Below are 16952 nucleotides of genomic sequence, written 5' to 3' on the forward strand. Positions count from 1 at the left end.
CTATGAACGATAGCAGCAGAAAGCACTGGGAAAACGTGTATGAAACCAAAAATCCGGACGAAGTAAGCTGGACACAGGAAAAACCGGAAGTATCCCTTGACCTCATCCGGTCTTTCGGATTAGGAAAGGAAGCCAGAATCATTGATATTGGCGGCGGAGACAGTAATCTGGTTGATTTTCTTCTTGAGGAAGGATACGAAAACATTACCGTTCTTGATATTTCTGCCAAAGCTCTGGAAAAAGCAAAGGAAAGGTTGGGAGAAAAAGCGGATCAGGTGACATGGATTCATTCAGATATTACAATGTTTGAACCTTCAGAAACTTACGATATCTGGCACGACCGCGCTGCCTTTCATTTTCTGACAAATGCAGAACAGGTTTCAAAATACGTAAGTACAGCCGGGAAATGGGTAACAGGATTTATGATTCTGGGAACTTTTTCAAAAGACGGTCCGAAGAAATGCAGCGGACTGGATATCCGGCAATATGATGAAGCTGAATTATCTGAAAAATTCGGATCAGATTTTACAAAGATAAAATGTTTCACTCAGGATCATACGACTCCCTTTGGAACGGTTCAGAATTTTATTTTCTGTAGCTTTAAAAAGATATAAATCCGTGGTTAAAAAATATAAAAAAGAGAGCTTCATTCCCAAAGCTCTCTTTTATTATATCGTTTTATTTCTATTTCTCTTCTTCCATCTCCACTTCATGTCTCAGCTGCGCTTTATAAAGGGTTGAGTAATATCCGTTCTTGTCAAGAAGTTCAAGGTGCTTCCCTTCTTCTACGATTTTACCATGTTCCATGACAATAATTTTATCCGCCTTTTCAATGGTTGAAAGCCTGTGGGCAATAATAATGGAAGTTCTGTTTTTGGTGATCTTTTCTGTTGCTCTCTGGATCAGCTTTTCACTTTCGTGGTCTATAGAAGATGTAGCTTCGTCCAGAATCAGGATTTTAGGGTCTGATAAATAAGCCCTAAGGAAAGATAGCAACTGTCTCTGACCTAAAGAAATAGAAGAGCCTCTTTCACTCACCACAAAATCATAACCTCCCGGAAGCTGCTCGATAAACTGGTCTACTTCAATTTCTTTTGCTCCCGCCTTGATTTTTTCCAGCGTAATGCTTTCATCCCCAAAGGCAAGGTTTTCAAAAATACTGCCGTGGAAAAGGAATACATCCTGCAAAACGACCCCGATATGGCTTCTCAGGTTATAAAGTTCATAATCTTTTAAATCAACATCGTCAATTCTGATGTTCCCGGAATTAATATCATAAAGTCTCGTGATAAGGCTGATAATCGTAGATTTCCCTGCTCCGGTTGCACCCACAATGGCTACTGTTTCTCCCGGATTTACTTTAAAATCGATTCCCTTCAATACCTCCTGCTTCTCATCGTAAGCAAAATGCACTTTTTCGAATTCAATTTTACCGTCAAAGTGATCTTTCTTTACCGTTCCCGTATTAGGCATCGCATAATCTTCATCCATCACACCCAATACTCTTTCCGCTCCTACAATTCCTCTCTGGATATTGTTGAAACGGTCTGCAATCTGCCTTAGCGGACGGATCAGCATGGAAATATACTGGATAAATGCAATAACTACCCCCGCACTGATCGTAATATAACCTCCATAAAACAGGATAAACCCGATAAATAGGGAAGAAATAAGCTCTACTACGGGAAAGAATAATGAAAAAATGAAAACCGTTCTCAGCAAAGCACTTTTCAGGGTAATATTAATATCATCAAACTTTTTAAATTCAGCTTCCTGCCTGTTGAATACCTGGATAATCGACATTCCTGCCAAACGTTCCTGAACAAAAGAATTCTGATTGGCTGTCCATGTTCTTTCATCTCCAAATGCTTTTTTCAGCCTTTTCTGGAAAAATCTGGTAATGACTACCATTAACGGCAGGATTGCAAGTGTGATATAACTTAAATGCACGTTCGTACTGAACATCATGACCAAAACAAAGGCAATTCTCAGGATATCCCCGAACACCATCAGAAAACCGTCAGTATAAACGGTAGCAATGGTTTCCACATCTCCCACAGCACGGGTGACAAGCTGCCCGATCGGAGTTTTGTCGAAAAATGAAGTCCTGAAATAGATCAGCTTGGCATAAAGCCTTTCCCTGATATCCCTGATAACATTCTGCGAAATATAATTTGAGAAATAAACCAGGAAAAAGTTTAAAATAGTTTCTGCAAAAACCAAACCTACCAGCATGTAGATATGCTTCATCATCAACGCTTTATCCTTCAGCTTGGTGATGTCGTTATCCACCACCTCCATAGTAAGGTATGGCCTGTAGGTAGAAACTACGGACAGTAAAACGGAAATGATTAAAGTAAGGATGAACCAGGACCGGAATTTCATTCCTATAAAGAACAGCCTCTTAACAATCCCCCAGGTATCTTGTTTTTTCATTGTACGAGTTGAAGAAAGAATTTAAAATTCTATGCAAAAATAATACTTTAAAATTTGACATTCTGTAGAACTTCATCAAATCGTCATAGAAAATTTCAGATAAGGATTATTTATACAATGAATATAGTGAGCTGTATTCTATTTATTTAAAACACTCTTCAACTGCTTTTCCCGAGGTTTTAGAAAGATTTTAGAATTGTCGGTCAGGAAACCAATATCTTTATATGATTGGTGGCTGAGGCTCCCGAAGTCACCGGAACCACTTACAAATCCTTATCCCCGATTTTTTCAATTTCCAGGGAAGGCTTATTGATGTTTTCTTTCACAAATTTCTTTTCAAGAAACTGATAAACTCCATATACGGCGGCAATTGAAATGATCCAGCTGACAATACTGATCGGGGAAAAGCCTGTATAGTCAACATTCTCTGCGGCATAAGGATCCGTAAGTCCCTCATAAATTCCATAAGAAAAACCAAAAAACAGTTGAGTTCCAAGATATATCCCGATCGCCAGAAGCCCATAATGCCATTTTGTTTTCCCGAATCTTTCTGCCAGTTGGGCATAATATCTGTAAGCCCCAATAAGAATAAAAATTGATAACATAATTTGTGTTTTATATATTTAACATTCAGCGATCCAGTATGAAAATAATACAATATTTTCGCGGATAGCCATCGATTGCTAAAATACCTTTTTTTCAATTCTGTAAAACAAAAGAACATCCGTAAAATCACGGAAATTTTATGACGGGACTAAAATTCATAGCCTACATCCACAAGGAACAATCCGTGTCCCGGAGCTGAAGTTCCGGCAGCATTACGGTTTTTATCCTCAATAATTCTTCGCAGGTCTTCAGGTTTTATTTTACCGCTTCCAATTTCTACCATTGTTCCCACGATAGCACGAACCATATTTCTGAGAAAACGGTTGGCGGAAACCGTAAATTTAAGTTCTGTTCCCTCCTGTTCCCATTCAGCTTTGTATATCTTGCAGATATTGGTTTTATTATCAGTTTTTAATTTGGCAAAGCTTGTAAAATCCTCATATTCAAATAAAATTTTACAGGCCTCATTCATCCTGTGGATATCCAGCGGTCTTTTCCAGTGCTGCCATGCCGATTCCTGGGTGAAAGGATTTTTCGCGAGGGAAATATAATATTCATACGTTCTGTAAGTGGCATCAAAACGGGCATGAAAATCATCTTTCACCTGAAAGACTCTTTTTACGGCAATATCCGGAGGCAGAAAACTATTCAGTTTATAAGGCAGGTTCATCTGATCCGCTGCTTTTTCCGTATCGAAATGCGCAAATATCTTTTTGGCATGAACTCCTGTATCCGTTCTGCCGGCTCCAGTGGTTTTGATCTCTTCCCTTAGTATGGTGGAAAGTGCTTTTTCCAGTTCTTCCTGTACAGAAATGGCATCCGGCTGTATCTGATAACCGAAATAATTTTTCCCGTTGTAAGAAAATTCAATAAAGTATCTCAATGTATTATAATAACTCAACAAAAATACTTTAATTTAATGAAATATTTGTTGAAAAGTCTTTGAGAATATTACTCAAAATCCTTATGAAATTCCCTATTTTTGCAAACGTATGAAAAGATGGTACCTTTATCCTTTTTCCCTTGGTTATCATTTGGTAACGGGTATCCGAAACACAATGTATGATCTGGGCGTTTTTAAAACGACAAAATTCAAAACTCCGATAATCAATGTCGGCAACCTCTCTGTGGGCGGAAGCGGAAAATCGCCTATGGTGATGTATCTTGCCCAATTCCTGTCTAAACATTACAGAACAGGAGTTCTTTCACGTGGCTATGGCAGGCTGACGAAAGGTTATGAAGTAACGAATTACGAAAGCAATTATAAAATTGTAGGCGATGAGGCGATGCAGCTTTTTGAACGCTTCAAAAACCGTTTCGTTATTGCAGTTTCGGAAGAAAGAGTTCCCGGAGCAAAAAAGGTGATCGAAGATATGGATCTTGGTGTCCTTGTCTTGGACGATGCCATGCAGCACAGGGCCATCAAGGCAGGTTTCAATATTCTGATGACGGATTTTAATGATCCTTATTTTAAAGACCACCTTCTGCCTGCTGGAGATCTGAGAGAATCCAGAAACGGCTCCAAAAGGGCAGATATCATCATGGTTAGCAAATGTCCTGATGAGCTCACCGAAGAAACCAAACGTTACTATATTTCAAGGATCAGACCTTCTTATAACCAAAAAGTATTCTTTTCATCCATCGGTTATGACGAAAATGTGTACGGAAAAGATAAAATGCTTCCGGACAACAACCTGAACTATTACGATATCCTTCTGATTACGGGAATTGCCAATCCAAAGCCGCTTCTTGAGCATCTGGCCAAGTTTTCCCAAAGAGTTACCCATTTAAAATTCAGGGATCATCATAATTTTACAGATGATGACATCAAAAAAATTACTGCAGAATATAAAAAATTGGGCGAATACAAACTGATCCTGACCACAGAGAAAGATTATGTACGTCTGAAAACTTTTGACTATCTTAGAGAAATTGTTTACTACTGGCCTATCAATGTCATTATTGATAAAAAGGAAGAATTCAACCAAATCATCTTAGATTATGTTAGAAAAAATTAAGCAGACTGCAGATTTCATTCACAATATTATCAAAGAAACTCCGGACTTTGCGATTGTTTTGGGATCCGGACTGGGAAAGCTACAGGATGAAGTAGAAGCTATTCACATTTTAGACTATCCTGAAATCCCTCATTTTCCTCAAACGACCGTTGCGGGACACGGAGGAAAACTGATTTACGGAATCCTCGAAGGCAAAAAAGTCCTGATGATGAGCGGACGTTTCCACTATTACGAAGGTCATTCTATGGAAACGGTTACTTTTCCTATAAGAGTTTTTCATCTGCTGGGGATTAAGAACCTCATACTTTCCAATGCCTGTGGAGGCATCAACCCCGCATATCGTATTGCAGACCTTGTTATTTTGAAAGACCATATCAATATGATGCCTGAACATCCGCTTCGTGGTAAAAATATCGAATCATTCGGGCCGCGTTTCGTGGATATGAGTGAACCGTACAACAAAAAAATGATCGAAACCGCTGAAAAAGCTGCCGCTGATCATCATATTAAAGTTCATCAGGGAGTTTATGTAGCACTGCAGGGACCGACTTTTGAAACACCCGCAGAATATGGTATGCTTAAAGCTATTGGTGGTGACATGGTAGGAATGAGCACCGTACCCGAAGTAATTGTTGCCAGACATATGAGCATGGATGTTTTCTGCATCTCGGTGGTTACAGATCTCGGCGGGCCGGATATTGCCTTTTCCGTTTCCCATGAAGAAGTTCTGAATGCGGCTAATAAAGCAATGCCAAATGTGATTGCCGTAGTAAAAGGTCTGATCAGAAACTACCAATAGAGTTCTATAGAAATTCTCAATCTCTTAAATTTTTCCTAATTCACAAGAAATCAATTATAAATTGCGTTTCATTGTTTAGATTTGTATACATGAAACTGAAAGAATGAAAAAGTTAGCATTAATTCTTACGATCAGTATTTTTGGGTTGAGCTTTGCACAGCAGCAGCCGAAAGTGCTTAAAACCAGCTTCACAAAAGAAGCCCTGGTACAGAAACTTGAAGACGAGGAAGGAAAAAGCATTACCATCCAGCAGATTCTTGATCACCATAAAGGAAAAGTTTTAGTGATTGATTTCTGGGCCGGATGGTGCAGAGACTGTTTAAAAGCACTTCCAAAAGCTGAAGAACTTGAAAAGAATAACCCGAATGTAGATTTCGTATTCCTTTCCCTGGAAAGATCGAAAGAAGGTTTTGATAAAAGCCTGGAAAGATTCAATATGAAGGATAAGGATAATTACTGGTTTGCTTCCGGCTGGAAAAATGATTTCAATAATTACATCGACCTCAACTGGATCCCAAGATATATGGTTATAGATCAGAAATCATCTATCGCAAAATATTATGCTATTTCCCCGGAAGATCCGGAACTTCAGCAAACCATCAACCGACTTTTGCAATAATGATTACAAGAGAAGCCACAGAACAGGATCTGAAGGTCCTTCTTGAATTTGAACAGGGAATTGTTACTGCGGAAAGACCATTCAACAGCACGCTTATTGATGGAGAAATTCATTATTATGATCTGCTTAAGCTGATACAGGCTGAAGATGCATTTGTAATCGTTGCTGAAGAAAATGATGAAATCGTAGCCTCCGGATATGCAAGGATTAAAAAGCCGGATAATAATTACTCTAATTTCGACTGTTATGCTTATCTGGGCTTTATGTATGTAAAACCTGAACACAGAGGAAAAGGAGTCAATAAATTGATTCTTGATGAATTGATGAGATGGGCAAAGTCTAAAGATATTTCAGAAGTAAGACTGGATGTTTATTCCCACAATGAATCTGCTGTAAAGGCTTATGAAAAAGCCGGATTTGACTCATTACTTACCACGATGAGGATGAAAATATAATCAGAACTCAATTCAAAAATAAATGAATCCATATCTTTGCGGTATGGATTCTTCTTTTCCCATCCGTAAGATTATTCATGTGGATATGGATGCATTTTATGCTTCTGTGGAGCAGCATGACAATCCCTCGTTAAAGGGAAAACCTATTGCTGTAGGGGAGAACACCGTGGCGTGGTTTCGGCGGCAAGTTATGAAGCCAGAAAATATGGGGTCCGTTCTGCCATGCCCAGTAAAACAGCTAAAGAAAAATGCCCGCACATTATTTTTGTACATCCCCGTTTTGCAAGGTATAAGGAAATATCAAAACAGATCCGGGAAATTTTTCATGAATATACCGATCTTGTAGAGCCTCTTTCCTTAGATGAGGCCTACCTTGATGTCACTGAAAATAAGAAAGACATAGAATCTGCCAATCAGATTGCGAAGGAAATCCGCCAGAAAATATTTAAAAAAACCGGTCTGACCGCTTCAGCAGGAATTTCCGTAAACAAATTTCTGGCAAAAGTAGCATCAGATATCAACAAACCGAATGGCCAGAAAACAATTCATCCAGATAGAATTGAAGGTTTTCTTGAGGAGCTGCCGGTAGAAAAATTTTATGGCGTAGGTAAGGTTACTGCGAACAAAATGTTTAGTTTAGGGATTTATAAAGGAAAAGATTTAAAGAAAAAAACACTGGAAGAATTAGTGAAGCTTTTTGGAAAATCCGGTTCTTACTATTATAATGTTGTACGCGGTATTCATCATTCTGAAGTAAAACCACACCGCATCCAGAAAAGCGTTGCTGTGGAAAGAACTTTTTTGAAGATCTTTTTGACGATCAGGCCATTAATGAAAAGCTGGAACACCTGAGCCAGGAACTTCACCAGCGGCTGCAAAAAAACAATATCCTGGGAAGGGCTTTAACTTTAAAGATCAAGTATAAAGATTTCTCCTTTTTACAAGAAGCTTTACCAAGGAAGAGTATTTTACCTCACCTGAGCAGTATTTTAATACCGGAAAAAAATTATGGGAGCTAAGACCTTTCGATAAGCCTGTAAGGTTGCTCGGGCTTTCTCTCTCCCATCTCAATACGGAAGAAAAAAAACAGGTTTCCATTCAACTAAAAATCCCGTTTGAAGAATTTGAGAATTGACAGGTGAAAATTTTTCACTATCTTGTAGGAACCAAACCCTATTTTTATGAACCAAACAATGATTCAGTTTTTCCACTGGTATTCTGAAGGCGAAGGAAAATTATGGAAAGAAGCAGAAAAACAGGCTGCATATCTGGCAAAATTAGGAATCACATCCGTATGGTTTCCCCCGCCTATAAAGGGACCAACGGAGGCTACTCAGTGGGATATGATGCTTACGACCTGTATGATCTCGGTGAATTTGACCAGAAAGGAAGCCTTCCTACCAAATACGGAACCAACACGGATTATATTAATGCTATCAAGGCGTTAAAGAAGGAGAATATAGAGATCATAGTAGATATTGTCCTGGGCCACAAAGCCGGAGGAGACGAGCTGGAAAAATTCAAAGCTGTAAAAGTAGACGAAAACAACAGGGAAAAAGTCATTTCCGATGTCATCGAAATAGAATCTTATACTAAATTCACATTTCCCGGAAGAGGAAAAAAATATTCTGATTTTGAATGGAATTTCACCTGCTTCAGCGGGGTGGATTATGCCGAAGGCATGGATTCCCATATTTTTAAGATACAGTCGGAATACGGTAATGACTGGGAAGAAATGATTGATGACGAGAAAGGAAATTATGATTACCTGATGTACAACGATATCGAGCACCGCAATCCTTTTGTACGCGAAGAGCTGAACACCTGGGCAGAATGGTATTTTAAACTGACTGATTTTGACGGGGTAAGGCTGGACGCCCTGAAACATATTTCATTTGACTTTTATAAAGAATGGCTCACCATGCTCCGCTCGAATTCCGGTAAAAATATTTTTGCCGTAGGCGAATACTGGGCTCCGGGACAGCTTAATCTTCTTCAGAAGTATATTGAGGTAACCGAAGGCTGCATGAGTCTTTTTGACAGCTCACTACAGAATAATTTCTACACCGCCTCCAGGGAAGGTGGCTCTTATGACCTCCGCAGAATCTTCGACGAAGCTCTTACACAGGCGGATCCCATGCATTCCGTAAGCCTTGTGGATAACCATGATACCCAGCCTCTTCAGGACCTTGAAGCTCCGGTAGAAGCCTGGTTCAAGCCCATAGCCTATGCACTGATCCTGCTTCGCGAGGACGGCTATCCATGTGTTTTTTATCCTGACCTGTATGGCGCCCATTACATCGATAAGGATAAAGAAGGCAACGATCAGGAGATTTTCCTTGAGAAAGTGGATGGTATCGAGGAATTGCTTCAAGCAAGAAAAGATCACGCCTACGGTATGCAAAGAGATTATTTCGAAGATGCCAACTGCCTTGGATGGACCCGTGAGGGAGATGACGAGCATTCAGGATGTGCTGTGGTCCTCAGTAATAAGGAGGCGTATAACAAACCAATGGAAATGGGAAAACAATATGCAGGCAAGAATTTCAGAGACCTCCTCAAAAGATCAGAGGAAACAGTAACCATTGATGAAAACGGATGGGGAAATTTTCCGGTTCCTGCAGGAAATGTAAGTGTATGGATTGCTGAACCTTAAAATCAGTAATTTATTATTGAAAGCTTATTTTCCGGATTTTTAGAATTTCCGGCCTTTCCGAATGATCGGAAATATGTCCGCTTCGGGCAAACTCTGCCCAAAGCGCTCTCAGTTTTTTGCCGTTTTCATGAATATAAGACCAGGGAATATCCTTGAGCATGCCGGAGGATTTCCAGGCTGATTCATTTCCGAAAATCAGAGGAAGATCAATGCAGTGCGGAGCCCCGACATGACTGTTTTCCAAACCGGAATGAATTCTGAATAAATACACATTTCCCCCTGCTTTTGCATAATTTTCTGCAAATACCTTTGCAGGGGTTCCATAGATGAGCTCAGTAGTTTTTTCAACGGTTTTATCCATGATCTTCAACCCTAAACCTTTTCCAAAGTATTTGTTTAAGGCATCCGAAGTTTTAAGGTAAAAAGCAGTTTCATCATTATTCAAACCAATCAGCACATCATATTTTTCAGCAGCGGCGTTCCATTTATCTATCGATTCCTCTTCTTTGCATAAGGGCGGAAAGCCATACTGAACGCCAAAAGGCATAGCCGCTTTTAAACCATACCTGATGACAGAAGGTACGAATTTTCCATACTCATCCATCATTTTTAAAACATCGGTTTCATCTTTTAATCCTTCGGTTTTTTTCAGGAATTCGGCGGACATTTTCTGTCTTTTATGACGTAATCCCAGCGGCGCACTCTGAATGATCACTCTCTTAAACAAGCCATCAACGCCTTCGGAAATCATAAGATGGGCAATAGCATCACCTCCTGACGACTGGCCTAACAGGGTAATATTTTCAGGATCACCTCCAAATTCCGCAATATAGGTTTTGATCCATTTTAATGCCTCAATCATATCAAACAGCCCTAAATTCGGCGGTCTGTTATCGTCACCTCCCAAAAAACCGAAAAGCCCGAGCCTGTAAGAAACAGTTACCACGATGATTTGCTGCTCTTTTACCCATTCACTGGGATCAGAAGTAGGAAGATCACCACATCCGATTTCATGAGAACCTCCATGAATCCATACTACTACAGGAAGTTTTCCGTGGTCTGTAAAGTGGACGGGACGAAAGATGGAGAGATACTGGGTTGATTCATCCGGATTAAAGTTTTCAATGTGGGTGGGACCAATCATTTTTTCTACCAGCGGACTGATGGCCTGCGGACAAACAGGAGTTTTATCCGGAAAAATGATTTCGGAAGGAGACGGCTGCTCTGCCACAGGTTTCTGAAATCTTTCAGAGTGGGCATAGCGGATGCTTCCGGCCTTGATGATGCCGTTACTTTTTAAGGCTATAATTTTACCGAAAGAAGTCTGAAAAATATGGGTTGTGGTTTGTCCGGCTGTCATTGAGAAGCTTTGAAAATTCAATCTATTAAAATTAACTCAGTTTTTTGGAATGAGAAAATTTTTGACTGAGTTTTAATACTTAATATTAAACACAAATGACACTAATTTTAGCACTAATTTTCACGAATGATATTGTATAAAAATGTACTGTTTATTTTCAAAAAGATCAGTTCAAAGTTTTGTATTCACTTGGAGAAATGCCGACTTTAGTTTTGAATAACCTGGTAAAATGCTGCGGATATTTAAAGCCCAGGTCATAAGAAATTTCGCTGATTGATTTTGCAGGATCCAGAATCTGTTCTTTAGCCACGTCGATCAGTTTATTATGAATAAATTCCTGGGCGGAAATGCCTAATTCTTTTTTGATCAGGTCTCCGAAATAATTGGCGGACAGGTTTAGCTTTTCTGCAAAGTAATTCACCATTGGAAAGCCTATATTTTTCGGGTTGTCTGATTTCAAATAATCATCGACGAGATTTTCGAACTTCCCGATAACTCCCTGGTTGATATGATCTCTTGTGATAAACTGACGGTCGTAGAATCGCATGCAGTAATTTAAGAACAATTCGATATTATTAACAATCAATGACTTGCTATGTTTATCGATAGACTGCTCAAGCTCGAACTTTATATTTTTAAAACACTCTAAAATGATTTCCTCTCTTTTTCAGAAAGATGTAATGCTTCATGCACTTCATAAGAGAAAAATGAATAATCTTTTATGTTCTTCCCTAAATTGGTTCCTTTGATGAGATCCGGATGAAAGATTAAGGCATACCCTGCCGGCTGAATCCATTTTCCTTTATTGTAAATTCCATACGTCTGGCCAGGTGCGATGAAAACCAGTGTTCCTTCCTGATAATCATAACTGTTTTTTCCATAAAACATATCTCCGCACATCACGTCCTTCAAAAAAACGGTATAAAAGCCGAACGTTCTTTTATGCTGGCAAACAGGACCGGATTTTGAAAAATCAATCACACTTACCAGCGGATGCAGGGTTTCCTGCCTGGCCATTTTATTGTATTCGGATACACTGTTGTAAATTTCAACTTCCTGATCTTCCATGAATTTCATTTTAATCTTATTCAAAATTACCACTTTCCTGCGTACCTTGTATAATGTCTGTAAAATTGGTAAGTATTTCGGTAATCTGTATAAGCTGCATTTATTTAAAAGTATCGATTTTTGTACCGTTATGAATACTGACTATTAAATATCTTATTAACTTAAATTAAATAAACCAATGAGCACATTAACAGTAAAAGCCTATGGCGCTGAATCAGCCACGGCAGATCTGAAAGAAATGAACATCGAAAGAAGAGCAGCTACGCCCAAAGATGTAGAAATTGAGATTCTATACTGCGGAGTATGCCACTCTGACCTTCATACCGCCAGAAACGACTGGGGCGGATCTTTATATCCTGTAGTTCCGGGACATGAAATTGTGGGAAGAATTACCAACGTAGGAAGTGAAGTTACCAAATTTAAAGTGGGAGATCTTGCAGCAGTAGGCTGTATGGTAGATTCCTGCGGACATTGCGACAGCTGTAAAGAGGATCTTGAGCAGTATTGCCTGAACGGATTTACAGGAACATATAACGGAAAAGACAAACATTTGGGAGGTCATACTTTTGGAGGATATTCCGAGAAAGTAGTTGTAGATGAACATTTTGTTTTGAGCGTACCGGAAAACCTGGATCTGGCGGCAGTAGCACCACTTCTTTGTGCCGGTATTACGACATGGTCTCCACTAAGACACTGGAATGTTGGTCCTAACTCTAAAGTTGCGGTAGTAGGTTTGGGTGGACTGGGACATATGGCGATCAAATTAGCAAAAGGATTAGGAGCGGAAGTTACTTTATTTTCAAGAACTCCGGGGAAAACTGAGGATGCCAAACAGCTGGGAGCTGACCACGTCGTTATTTCTACTGATGATGCGCAAATGGATACTGTAAAAGGTAAATTTGACCTGATCATTGATACAGTTCCTTATGAGCATGAAATTAACCCTTATATGCAGACACTTAGTCTGAACGGAACTCTTGTTCTTGTAGGATTTGTGGGGGAATTCCAGAATGCGGAAGTAAGCACAAGACCTATGATTTTCCAGCGCCGTTCTGTGGCCGGATCGTTAATCGGAGGTATCGCTGAAACTCAGGAACTGCTTGATTTCTGTGGAAAACATAATATTGTTTCGGAAATTGAGCTGATCAAGATGCAGGATATTAATCAGGCTTATGAAAGAATGATCAAGAGTGATGTGAAGTACCGTTTTGTTATTGACATGCAGTCTTTATAGCATTTTTTCGATCAAATAAAAAAAGACTCTTCATACGAAGAGTCTTTTTTTATTTAATACGCTTTTTTCATATCCTGAAAAGCCCAGTCTGCCATTGCATCAATTACCGGAGCCAGCTTGAGACCAGCATTACTCAGTTCATAAGTAACATGAGGTGGAACTACAGGTTTTGCAGTTCTGATGATCAATCCGTCAGCTTCTAACTGCTTAAGATGCTGGATCAGCATTTTTTCCGTTACTTCCGGAATCGCTCTTTTTAATTCGCTATATCTTTTTTCTCCTGTGGAAAGATTAAACAAAATGATCGGCTTCCAGAAACCGCCTATTTTTTCCATAACATACATTACGGGACACTGTTCCAATACACTTTTTCTGTTCTGCTGGATGGTAGAGGTTTCTTTAATTGCTGTCATGATACATACTTTAGGGTAAGTACTTGTACAAAAGTAAGTACAAATATAACTTTGTATCAGTAAACAAACAACATTTAATATGAAAATTATTGTAACAGGTTCTTTAGGGAATACAGCAAAACCATTAGCACAGCAACTGATTGCAGAAGGTCATGATATTACTGTAATCAGCAGCAGTGAAGCAAAGAAAAGTGAAATTGAAGCCTTGGGAGCAAAGGCTGCCATCGGTTCTATTACAGATATTAATTTTTTGACTAAGACATTCGAAGGTGCCGATGCCGTATTTGCCATGACTCCTCCAGTTATGGGTGAAAATCATATTGTAGAAAATACAGCTGAAGCAGGAAAAAATTACGCTGAAGCCATTAGAAGAAACAATGTAAAAAAGGTTGTCATGCTAAGCAGCGTGGGTGCTGATTCTCCTGTTGAGAACGGTCCGATTAAAGGACTTTATCATATTGAAAAAATTTATAATGAACTGGAAAATACTTCTGTTTCTTTTTTGAGAGCAGGTTATTTTTATATTAATTTTTTCAATGATATTCCGTTAATCAAAAATGCAGGAATCATCGGTGGAAATTATCCTGCGAATGTCAGTATTCCATTAACCCATCCAAAAGATATTGCCAAAGCTGCAGCTGAAGAACTGGTAAACAATACAACAGGGAAAAATGTCCGTTATGTGATAAGCGATTCCCGTCCGCCGGCAGATTTCGCGAAAGTTTTAGGTACTGCTACCGGAAATCCGGAATTACCGTGGGTTGAATTTACAGATGAACAATCTTTTGACGGAATGGTGCAGGCAGGGCTCCCAAAAGAGATGGCCGAACTGTATGTTGAAATGGGCAGAGGAATGAAAACCGGTGTCATTCAGAAGGATTTTATTGAGCAGGGATCTCCGGTTGACGGCGAAATTAAATTAGAGGATTTTGCCAAAGAATTTGCTTCCAAGTTCTAATTTTGGATTTCTATAAAAAGTTTCGGCGGACCAAAGGTCCGCCGAAACTTTATCTTCAACAAGCTATTCAAAATAAAAAAGCCTGAATAAAACTATTTTTTCTCTTTCAAAGTCCCTTTTAAAACTTTGATTTTCCCGTCGATAGGCTGATCAATCTTCAATCCCAGGATTTCAGCAACCAGGGGATAAACATTGACATTGGAAAATTCATCCACCACTACATTATTTCTGAACTGTGGTCCCCAGGCAAAGAAAGTAGCCTTCATTTCAGGAACCAGCCTTGGGTTATAACCATGTTTTCCTACCGAAGTTTTCTTTCCTTTTTCAAGGAAAATCTTAGGAGCCTTTGGAACAAGGAGAATCTGGCCTATTCTGCCGTACTGATCATCTTTAGTGCCGAAATGCAGATATTTAGGAAGCCTCTTATCTAAATACACATCGTAATCATCTGTTTTTCCTGCTTTTAGTTCTCTGTATACTGATTGTACCTCATCAGGATTCTTCACCACTACCCTTAATAAGGTCTGGGAATTATAAAAATCGAATCTGTCTTTATTAAAAAGTATGGAAGGAATCTCTAAAGGAGCTCCACCATCTACTTTTATCATTCCATGGTCGGAAACAAAAACGAAATTTACATTTTTCAATCCCAGGTTATTGACTTTCTGAACCAGATCACCTATTGCCTTATCTATCAGATGAACTGCGTCTTCTGTTTCTTTAGCTTCGGGGCCGAAGTGATGCCCGCTTCCATCCACTTCAGGAAAATACAGTGAAATAAAATGAGGTCTTTTATCCATCGGCAATTTCAGCCAGTCGATCACTTTATCAACCTTTTCAGAAGGGGTGAATTTTTCATGATAAGGATAGTAGTAAGTAGGTCTTTTTCCTCCGGCATCACTGGCAGAGCCTACCCACATCATAGAAGCCGAGATCATTCCCTGTTTTTCGGCCAGTCCCCACAAAGGTGTTCCGCCATACCAGCTTCCGTCTTCAGCATTTTTTTTATCGTTCATGGCATAGAATTCTTTTCTCTTGTAATCGTAAAAAAGTTATCGATTAACCCGTGATGTGAAGGATATAAACCGGTAGCAAGACTCCAGTGGTTAGGGAATGTTATGCTTGGATAGCTTGGAATCATTGCTTTTGCCTTAACTCCTTCATTGGAAAGCTTTAAGAGGTTTTCTGCATTGTATTTTTTAGCATAATCATAGCGGAAGCCATCCGTTGAGATCATGATTACATAAGGTTTCGTCTGGGCGTCAACACTGTTATACCGGTTGGGAACAACGATCTGGGCGGTATCCACCGGTGCTTTCTGGGCAAAAAGTGTTAAAGAAAAAATAAGCAGTAAAAAATGCAGTCCTCGCTTCATTATAGAAATTTTGGCAAAGTTACGGTCTAAATTTCTCCCGGAAAAGTTTATAAGATTAAAAGTATATTAAAAACAGATAGAAATTTTGAAATCAGATTCTTTATTCATTTTAGACACAAAAAATACCTCCGGATATCGGAGGTATTGATAAGCAATATTTACATTTAATTATTCTTTAATCAGCTTTTCATAAGAAAGGTTTCCATCTTTCAGGGTGATCTCAAAATAATAAATTCCTGGCTTCAGATCTCTCACATTGATGGTTTCCCCGTCAGGTTTTACAGATTTTATTTTTCTTCCTGCGGATTCATAGATGTCAACAGATTTTATTTTATCTGCATTTTTAATGGTTACGGTTTCTTTGGCAGGGTTTGGATAAAGAACGACTTTATGGTTTACAGCTTCTACATCATTGGTTCCCAGCACGGCAAAAGATCCGCTGGTAACAGATGTATTGGCAGCTCCTCCGTGTGGGGTTATTGTTAAACCTGCCGTTCCGGTAATTACACATTTGGCACTGATACTGGTTGCAGTGGCATAATTAAACTGATTATCATTAGCGCCGTCTGCTGTTGTCATATTACGTTCATAAGCCATTGAAACTGTGGATCCTGATATTGTCGGCGCATTGATTACCGTCCAGTCCTGAGTATCTGCATCATACACTCCGATTCCGCCCAGATGTCTGTCAACGAAGCCTTCACTACTGTATGTCAGAGCATCTGTGGGAGCTCCTGACATCCCGGAATTGGCAGCGCTTCTGAATGTAAACCCGAACCATCGGTCCGAAGGTCCCGTAAGGTCCAGCCGTACTTTGTTTGTTGTATTATTCAGGGTAATTTTGCCTGTTACTGTTCTTGTTCCCACCGTACATGTCATAACTCCTGTGGATTTTTGCTGTGAAAAGGCTAAAAATCCTACGATTAATAGTAAAGAAGATAGTACTTTTTTCATG

14 protein-coding genes and 3 pseudogenes are annotated in these 16952 nt (G+C 39.3%); 9 read left to right on the forward strand and 8 right to left on the reverse strand.

Annotated features, from left to right (window positions below; all coding sequences use genetic code 11):
- The first annotated feature begins 2 nt into the window (after window positions 1-2).
- Complete coding sequence (locus N4G44_RS17840) at window positions 3-614, forward strand: class I SAM-dependent methyltransferase (RefSeq protein ID WP_474928624.1); 612 nt, start codon at window positions 3-5, stop codon at window positions 612-614.
- A gap of 70 nt (window positions 615-684) precedes the next feature.
- On the opposite strand, the gene N4G44_RS17845 is transcribed toward N4G44_RS17840, so the two are convergent.
- From N4G44_RS17845 to truA, 3 genes are all read right to left on the reverse strand, one after another.
- Window positions 685-2436, reverse strand: coding sequence for an ABC transporter ATP-binding protein (locus N4G44_RS17845; protein ID WP_474928625.1), 1752 nt, complete (start codon window positions 2434-2436; stop codon window positions 685-687).
- 263 nt (window positions 2437-2699) lie between these two features.
- Entirely contained in the window at window positions 2700-3041 is a 342-nt protein-coding gene (locus N4G44_RS17850; protein WP_474928626.1) for a hypothetical protein, read from the reverse strand.
- A gap of 149 nt (window positions 3042-3190) precedes the next feature.
- A complete protein-coding gene (gene truA, locus N4G44_RS17855) occupies window positions 3191-3946 on the reverse strand; it encodes a tRNA pseudouridine(38-40) synthase TruA (protein WP_474928627.1) in 756 nt (251 codons plus the stop codon).
- Between the two features lie 88 nt (window positions 3947-4034).
- On the opposite strand from truA, the gene lpxK reads away from it, so the two are divergent.
- The 6 genes and pseudogenes from lpxK to N4G44_RS17885 all read left to right on the forward strand — a co-directional run bounded on the left by lpxK (window position 4035) and on the right by N4G44_RS17885 (window position 9589).
- Entirely contained in the window at window positions 4035-5060 is a 1026-nt protein-coding gene (lpxK, locus tag N4G44_RS17860) for a tetraacyldisaccharide 4'-kinase (RefSeq protein WP_474928628.1), read from the forward strand.
- The gene (locus N4G44_RS17865; protein WP_474928629.1) at window positions 5044-5859 is read left to right on the forward strand and encodes a purine-nucleoside phosphorylase; all 816 of its coding nucleotides are present in this window, start codon (window positions 5044-5046) and stop codon (window positions 5857-5859) included. Before lpxK ends, N4G44_RS17865 begins: the two co-directional genes overlap by 17 nt.
- A gap of 103 nt (window positions 5860-5962) precedes the next feature.
- Complete coding sequence (locus N4G44_RS17870) at window positions 5963-6478, forward strand: TlpA family protein disulfide reductase (protein WP_474928630.1); 516 nt, start codon at window positions 5963-5965, stop codon at window positions 6476-6478.
- Window positions 6478-6933 (forward strand): N-acetyltransferase family protein, encoded by a 456-nt coding sequence (locus tag N4G44_RS17875; RefSeq protein WP_474928631.1) that lies wholly within the window; start codon window positions 6478-6480, stop codon window positions 6931-6933. The genes N4G44_RS17870 and N4G44_RS17875 overlap by 1 nt, the downstream gene beginning before the upstream one ends.
- Window positions 6934-6976: 43 nt before the next feature.
- Window positions 6977-8068 (forward strand): annotated as a pseudogene (gene dinB, locus N4G44_RS17880) (DNA polymerase IV).
- A gap of 102 nt (window positions 8069-8170) precedes the next feature.
- Window positions 8171-9589, forward strand: coding sequence for an alpha-amylase (locus N4G44_RS17885; RefSeq protein ID WP_474928632.1), 1419 nt, complete (start codon window positions 8171-8173; stop codon window positions 9587-9589).
- Window positions 9590-9602: 13 nt separating this feature from the next.
- On the opposite strand, the gene N4G44_RS17890 is transcribed toward N4G44_RS17885, so the two are convergent.
- Together N4G44_RS17890 and N4G44_RS17895 are read right to left on the reverse strand one after the other, a co-directional pair.
- A complete protein-coding gene (locus tag N4G44_RS17890; RefSeq protein WP_474928633.1) occupies window positions 9603-10949 on the reverse strand; it encodes a carboxylesterase family protein in 1347 nt (448 codons plus the stop codon).
- Between the two features lie 166 nt (window positions 10950-11115).
- Window positions 11116-12017 (reverse strand): annotated as a pseudogene (locus N4G44_RS17895) (helix-turn-helix domain-containing protein).
- Between the two features lie 178 nt (window positions 12018-12195).
- On the opposite strand from N4G44_RS17895, the gene N4G44_RS17900 reads away from it, so the two are divergent.
- Window positions 12196-13251 carry an NAD(P)-dependent alcohol dehydrogenase gene (locus N4G44_RS17900; RefSeq protein WP_474928634.1) on the forward strand — a complete coding sequence of 352 codons (1056 nt, stop codon included), beginning with the start codon at window positions 12196-12198 and terminating at the stop codon, window positions 13249-13251.
- A 53-nt stretch (window positions 13252-13304) separates the two neighbouring features.
- Here N4G44_RS17900 and N4G44_RS17905 read toward each other — a convergent pair whose 3' ends face one another.
- The gene (locus N4G44_RS17905) at window positions 13305-13664 is read right to left on the reverse strand and encodes a winged helix-turn-helix transcriptional regulator (protein ID WP_474928635.1); all 360 of its coding nucleotides are present in this window, start codon (window positions 13662-13664) and stop codon (window positions 13305-13307) included.
- Between the two features lie 79 nt (window positions 13665-13743).
- On the opposite strand from N4G44_RS17905, the gene N4G44_RS17910 reads away from it, so the two are divergent.
- On the forward strand, window positions 13744-14622 hold the full coding sequence (locus tag N4G44_RS17910) for an NAD(P)H-binding protein (RefSeq protein ID WP_474928636.1): 879 nt from the start codon (window positions 13744-13746) through the stop codon (window positions 14620-14622).
- A gap of 92 nt (window positions 14623-14714) precedes the next feature.
- On the opposite strand, the pseudogene N4G44_RS17915 reads toward N4G44_RS17910, so the two are convergent.
- Both N4G44_RS17915 and N4G44_RS17920 read right to left on the reverse strand, forming a co-directional pair.
- A pseudogene (locus tag N4G44_RS17915) lies at window positions 14715-15997 on the reverse strand (alkaline phosphatase family protein).
- Window positions 15998-16165: 168 nt separating this feature from the next.
- Window positions 16166-16951, reverse strand: a complete 786-nt coding sequence (locus N4G44_RS17920; RefSeq protein WP_474928637.1) for a T9SS type A sorting domain-containing protein — start codon at window positions 16949-16951, stop codon at window positions 16166-16168.
- Window position 16952: the final 1 nt, after the last annotated feature.

The sequence above is a fragment of the Chryseobacterium sp. GTID13 genome, from assembly GCF_056172655.1.

Excerpts from the sequence above, each read along its gene's own strand:
- N4G44_RS17890 (WP_474928633.1), bottom strand. The coding sequence starts at position 10,949 with ATGACAGCCGGACAAACCACAACCCATATTTTTCAGACTTCTTTCGGT.
- N4G44_RS17910 (WP_474928636.1), top strand. The coding sequence starts at position 13,744 with ATGAAAATTATTGTAACAGGTTCTTTAGGGAATACAGCAAAACCATTA.
- N4G44_RS17885 (WP_474928632.1), top strand. The coding sequence starts at position 8,171 with ATGGAAAGAAGCAGAAAAACAGGCTGCATATCTGGCAAAATTAGGAAT.
- lpxK (WP_474928628.1), top strand. The coding sequence starts at position 4,035 with ATGAAAAGATGGTACCTTTATCCTTTTTCCCTTGGTTATCATTTGGTA.
- N4G44_RS17870 (WP_474928630.1), top strand. The coding sequence starts at position 5,963 with ATGAAAAAGTTAGCATTAATTCTTACGATCAGTATTTTTGGGTTGAGC.
- N4G44_RS17920 (WP_474928637.1), bottom strand. The coding sequence starts at position 16,951 with ATGAAAAAAGTACTATCTTCTTTACTATTAATCGTAGGATTTTTAGCC.
- N4G44_RS17865 (WP_474928629.1), top strand. The coding sequence starts at position 5,044 with ATGTTAGAAAAAATTAAGCAGACTGCAGATTTCATTCACAATATTATC.
- N4G44_RS17905 (WP_474928635.1), bottom strand. The coding sequence starts at position 13,664 with ATGACAGCAATTAAAGAAACCTCTACCATCCAGCAGAACAGAAAAAGT.
- N4G44_RS17840 (WP_474928624.1), top strand. The coding sequence starts at position 3 with ATGAACGATAGCAGCAGAAAGCACTGGGAAAACGTGTATGAAACCAAA.
- N4G44_RS17850 (WP_474928626.1), bottom strand. The coding sequence starts at position 3,041 with ATGTTATCAATTTTTATTCTTATTGGGGCTTACAGATATTATGCCCAA.
- N4G44_RS17900 (WP_474928634.1), top strand. The coding sequence starts at position 12,196 with ATGAGCACATTAACAGTAAAAGCCTATGGCGCTGAATCAGCCACGGCA.
- N4G44_RS17845 (WP_474928625.1), bottom strand. The coding sequence starts at position 2,436 with ATGAAAAAACAAGATACCTGGGGGATTGTTAAGAGGCTGTTCTTTATA.
- N4G44_RS17875 (WP_474928631.1), top strand. The coding sequence starts at position 6,478 with ATGATTACAAGAGAAGCCACAGAACAGGATCTGAAGGTCCTTCTTGAA.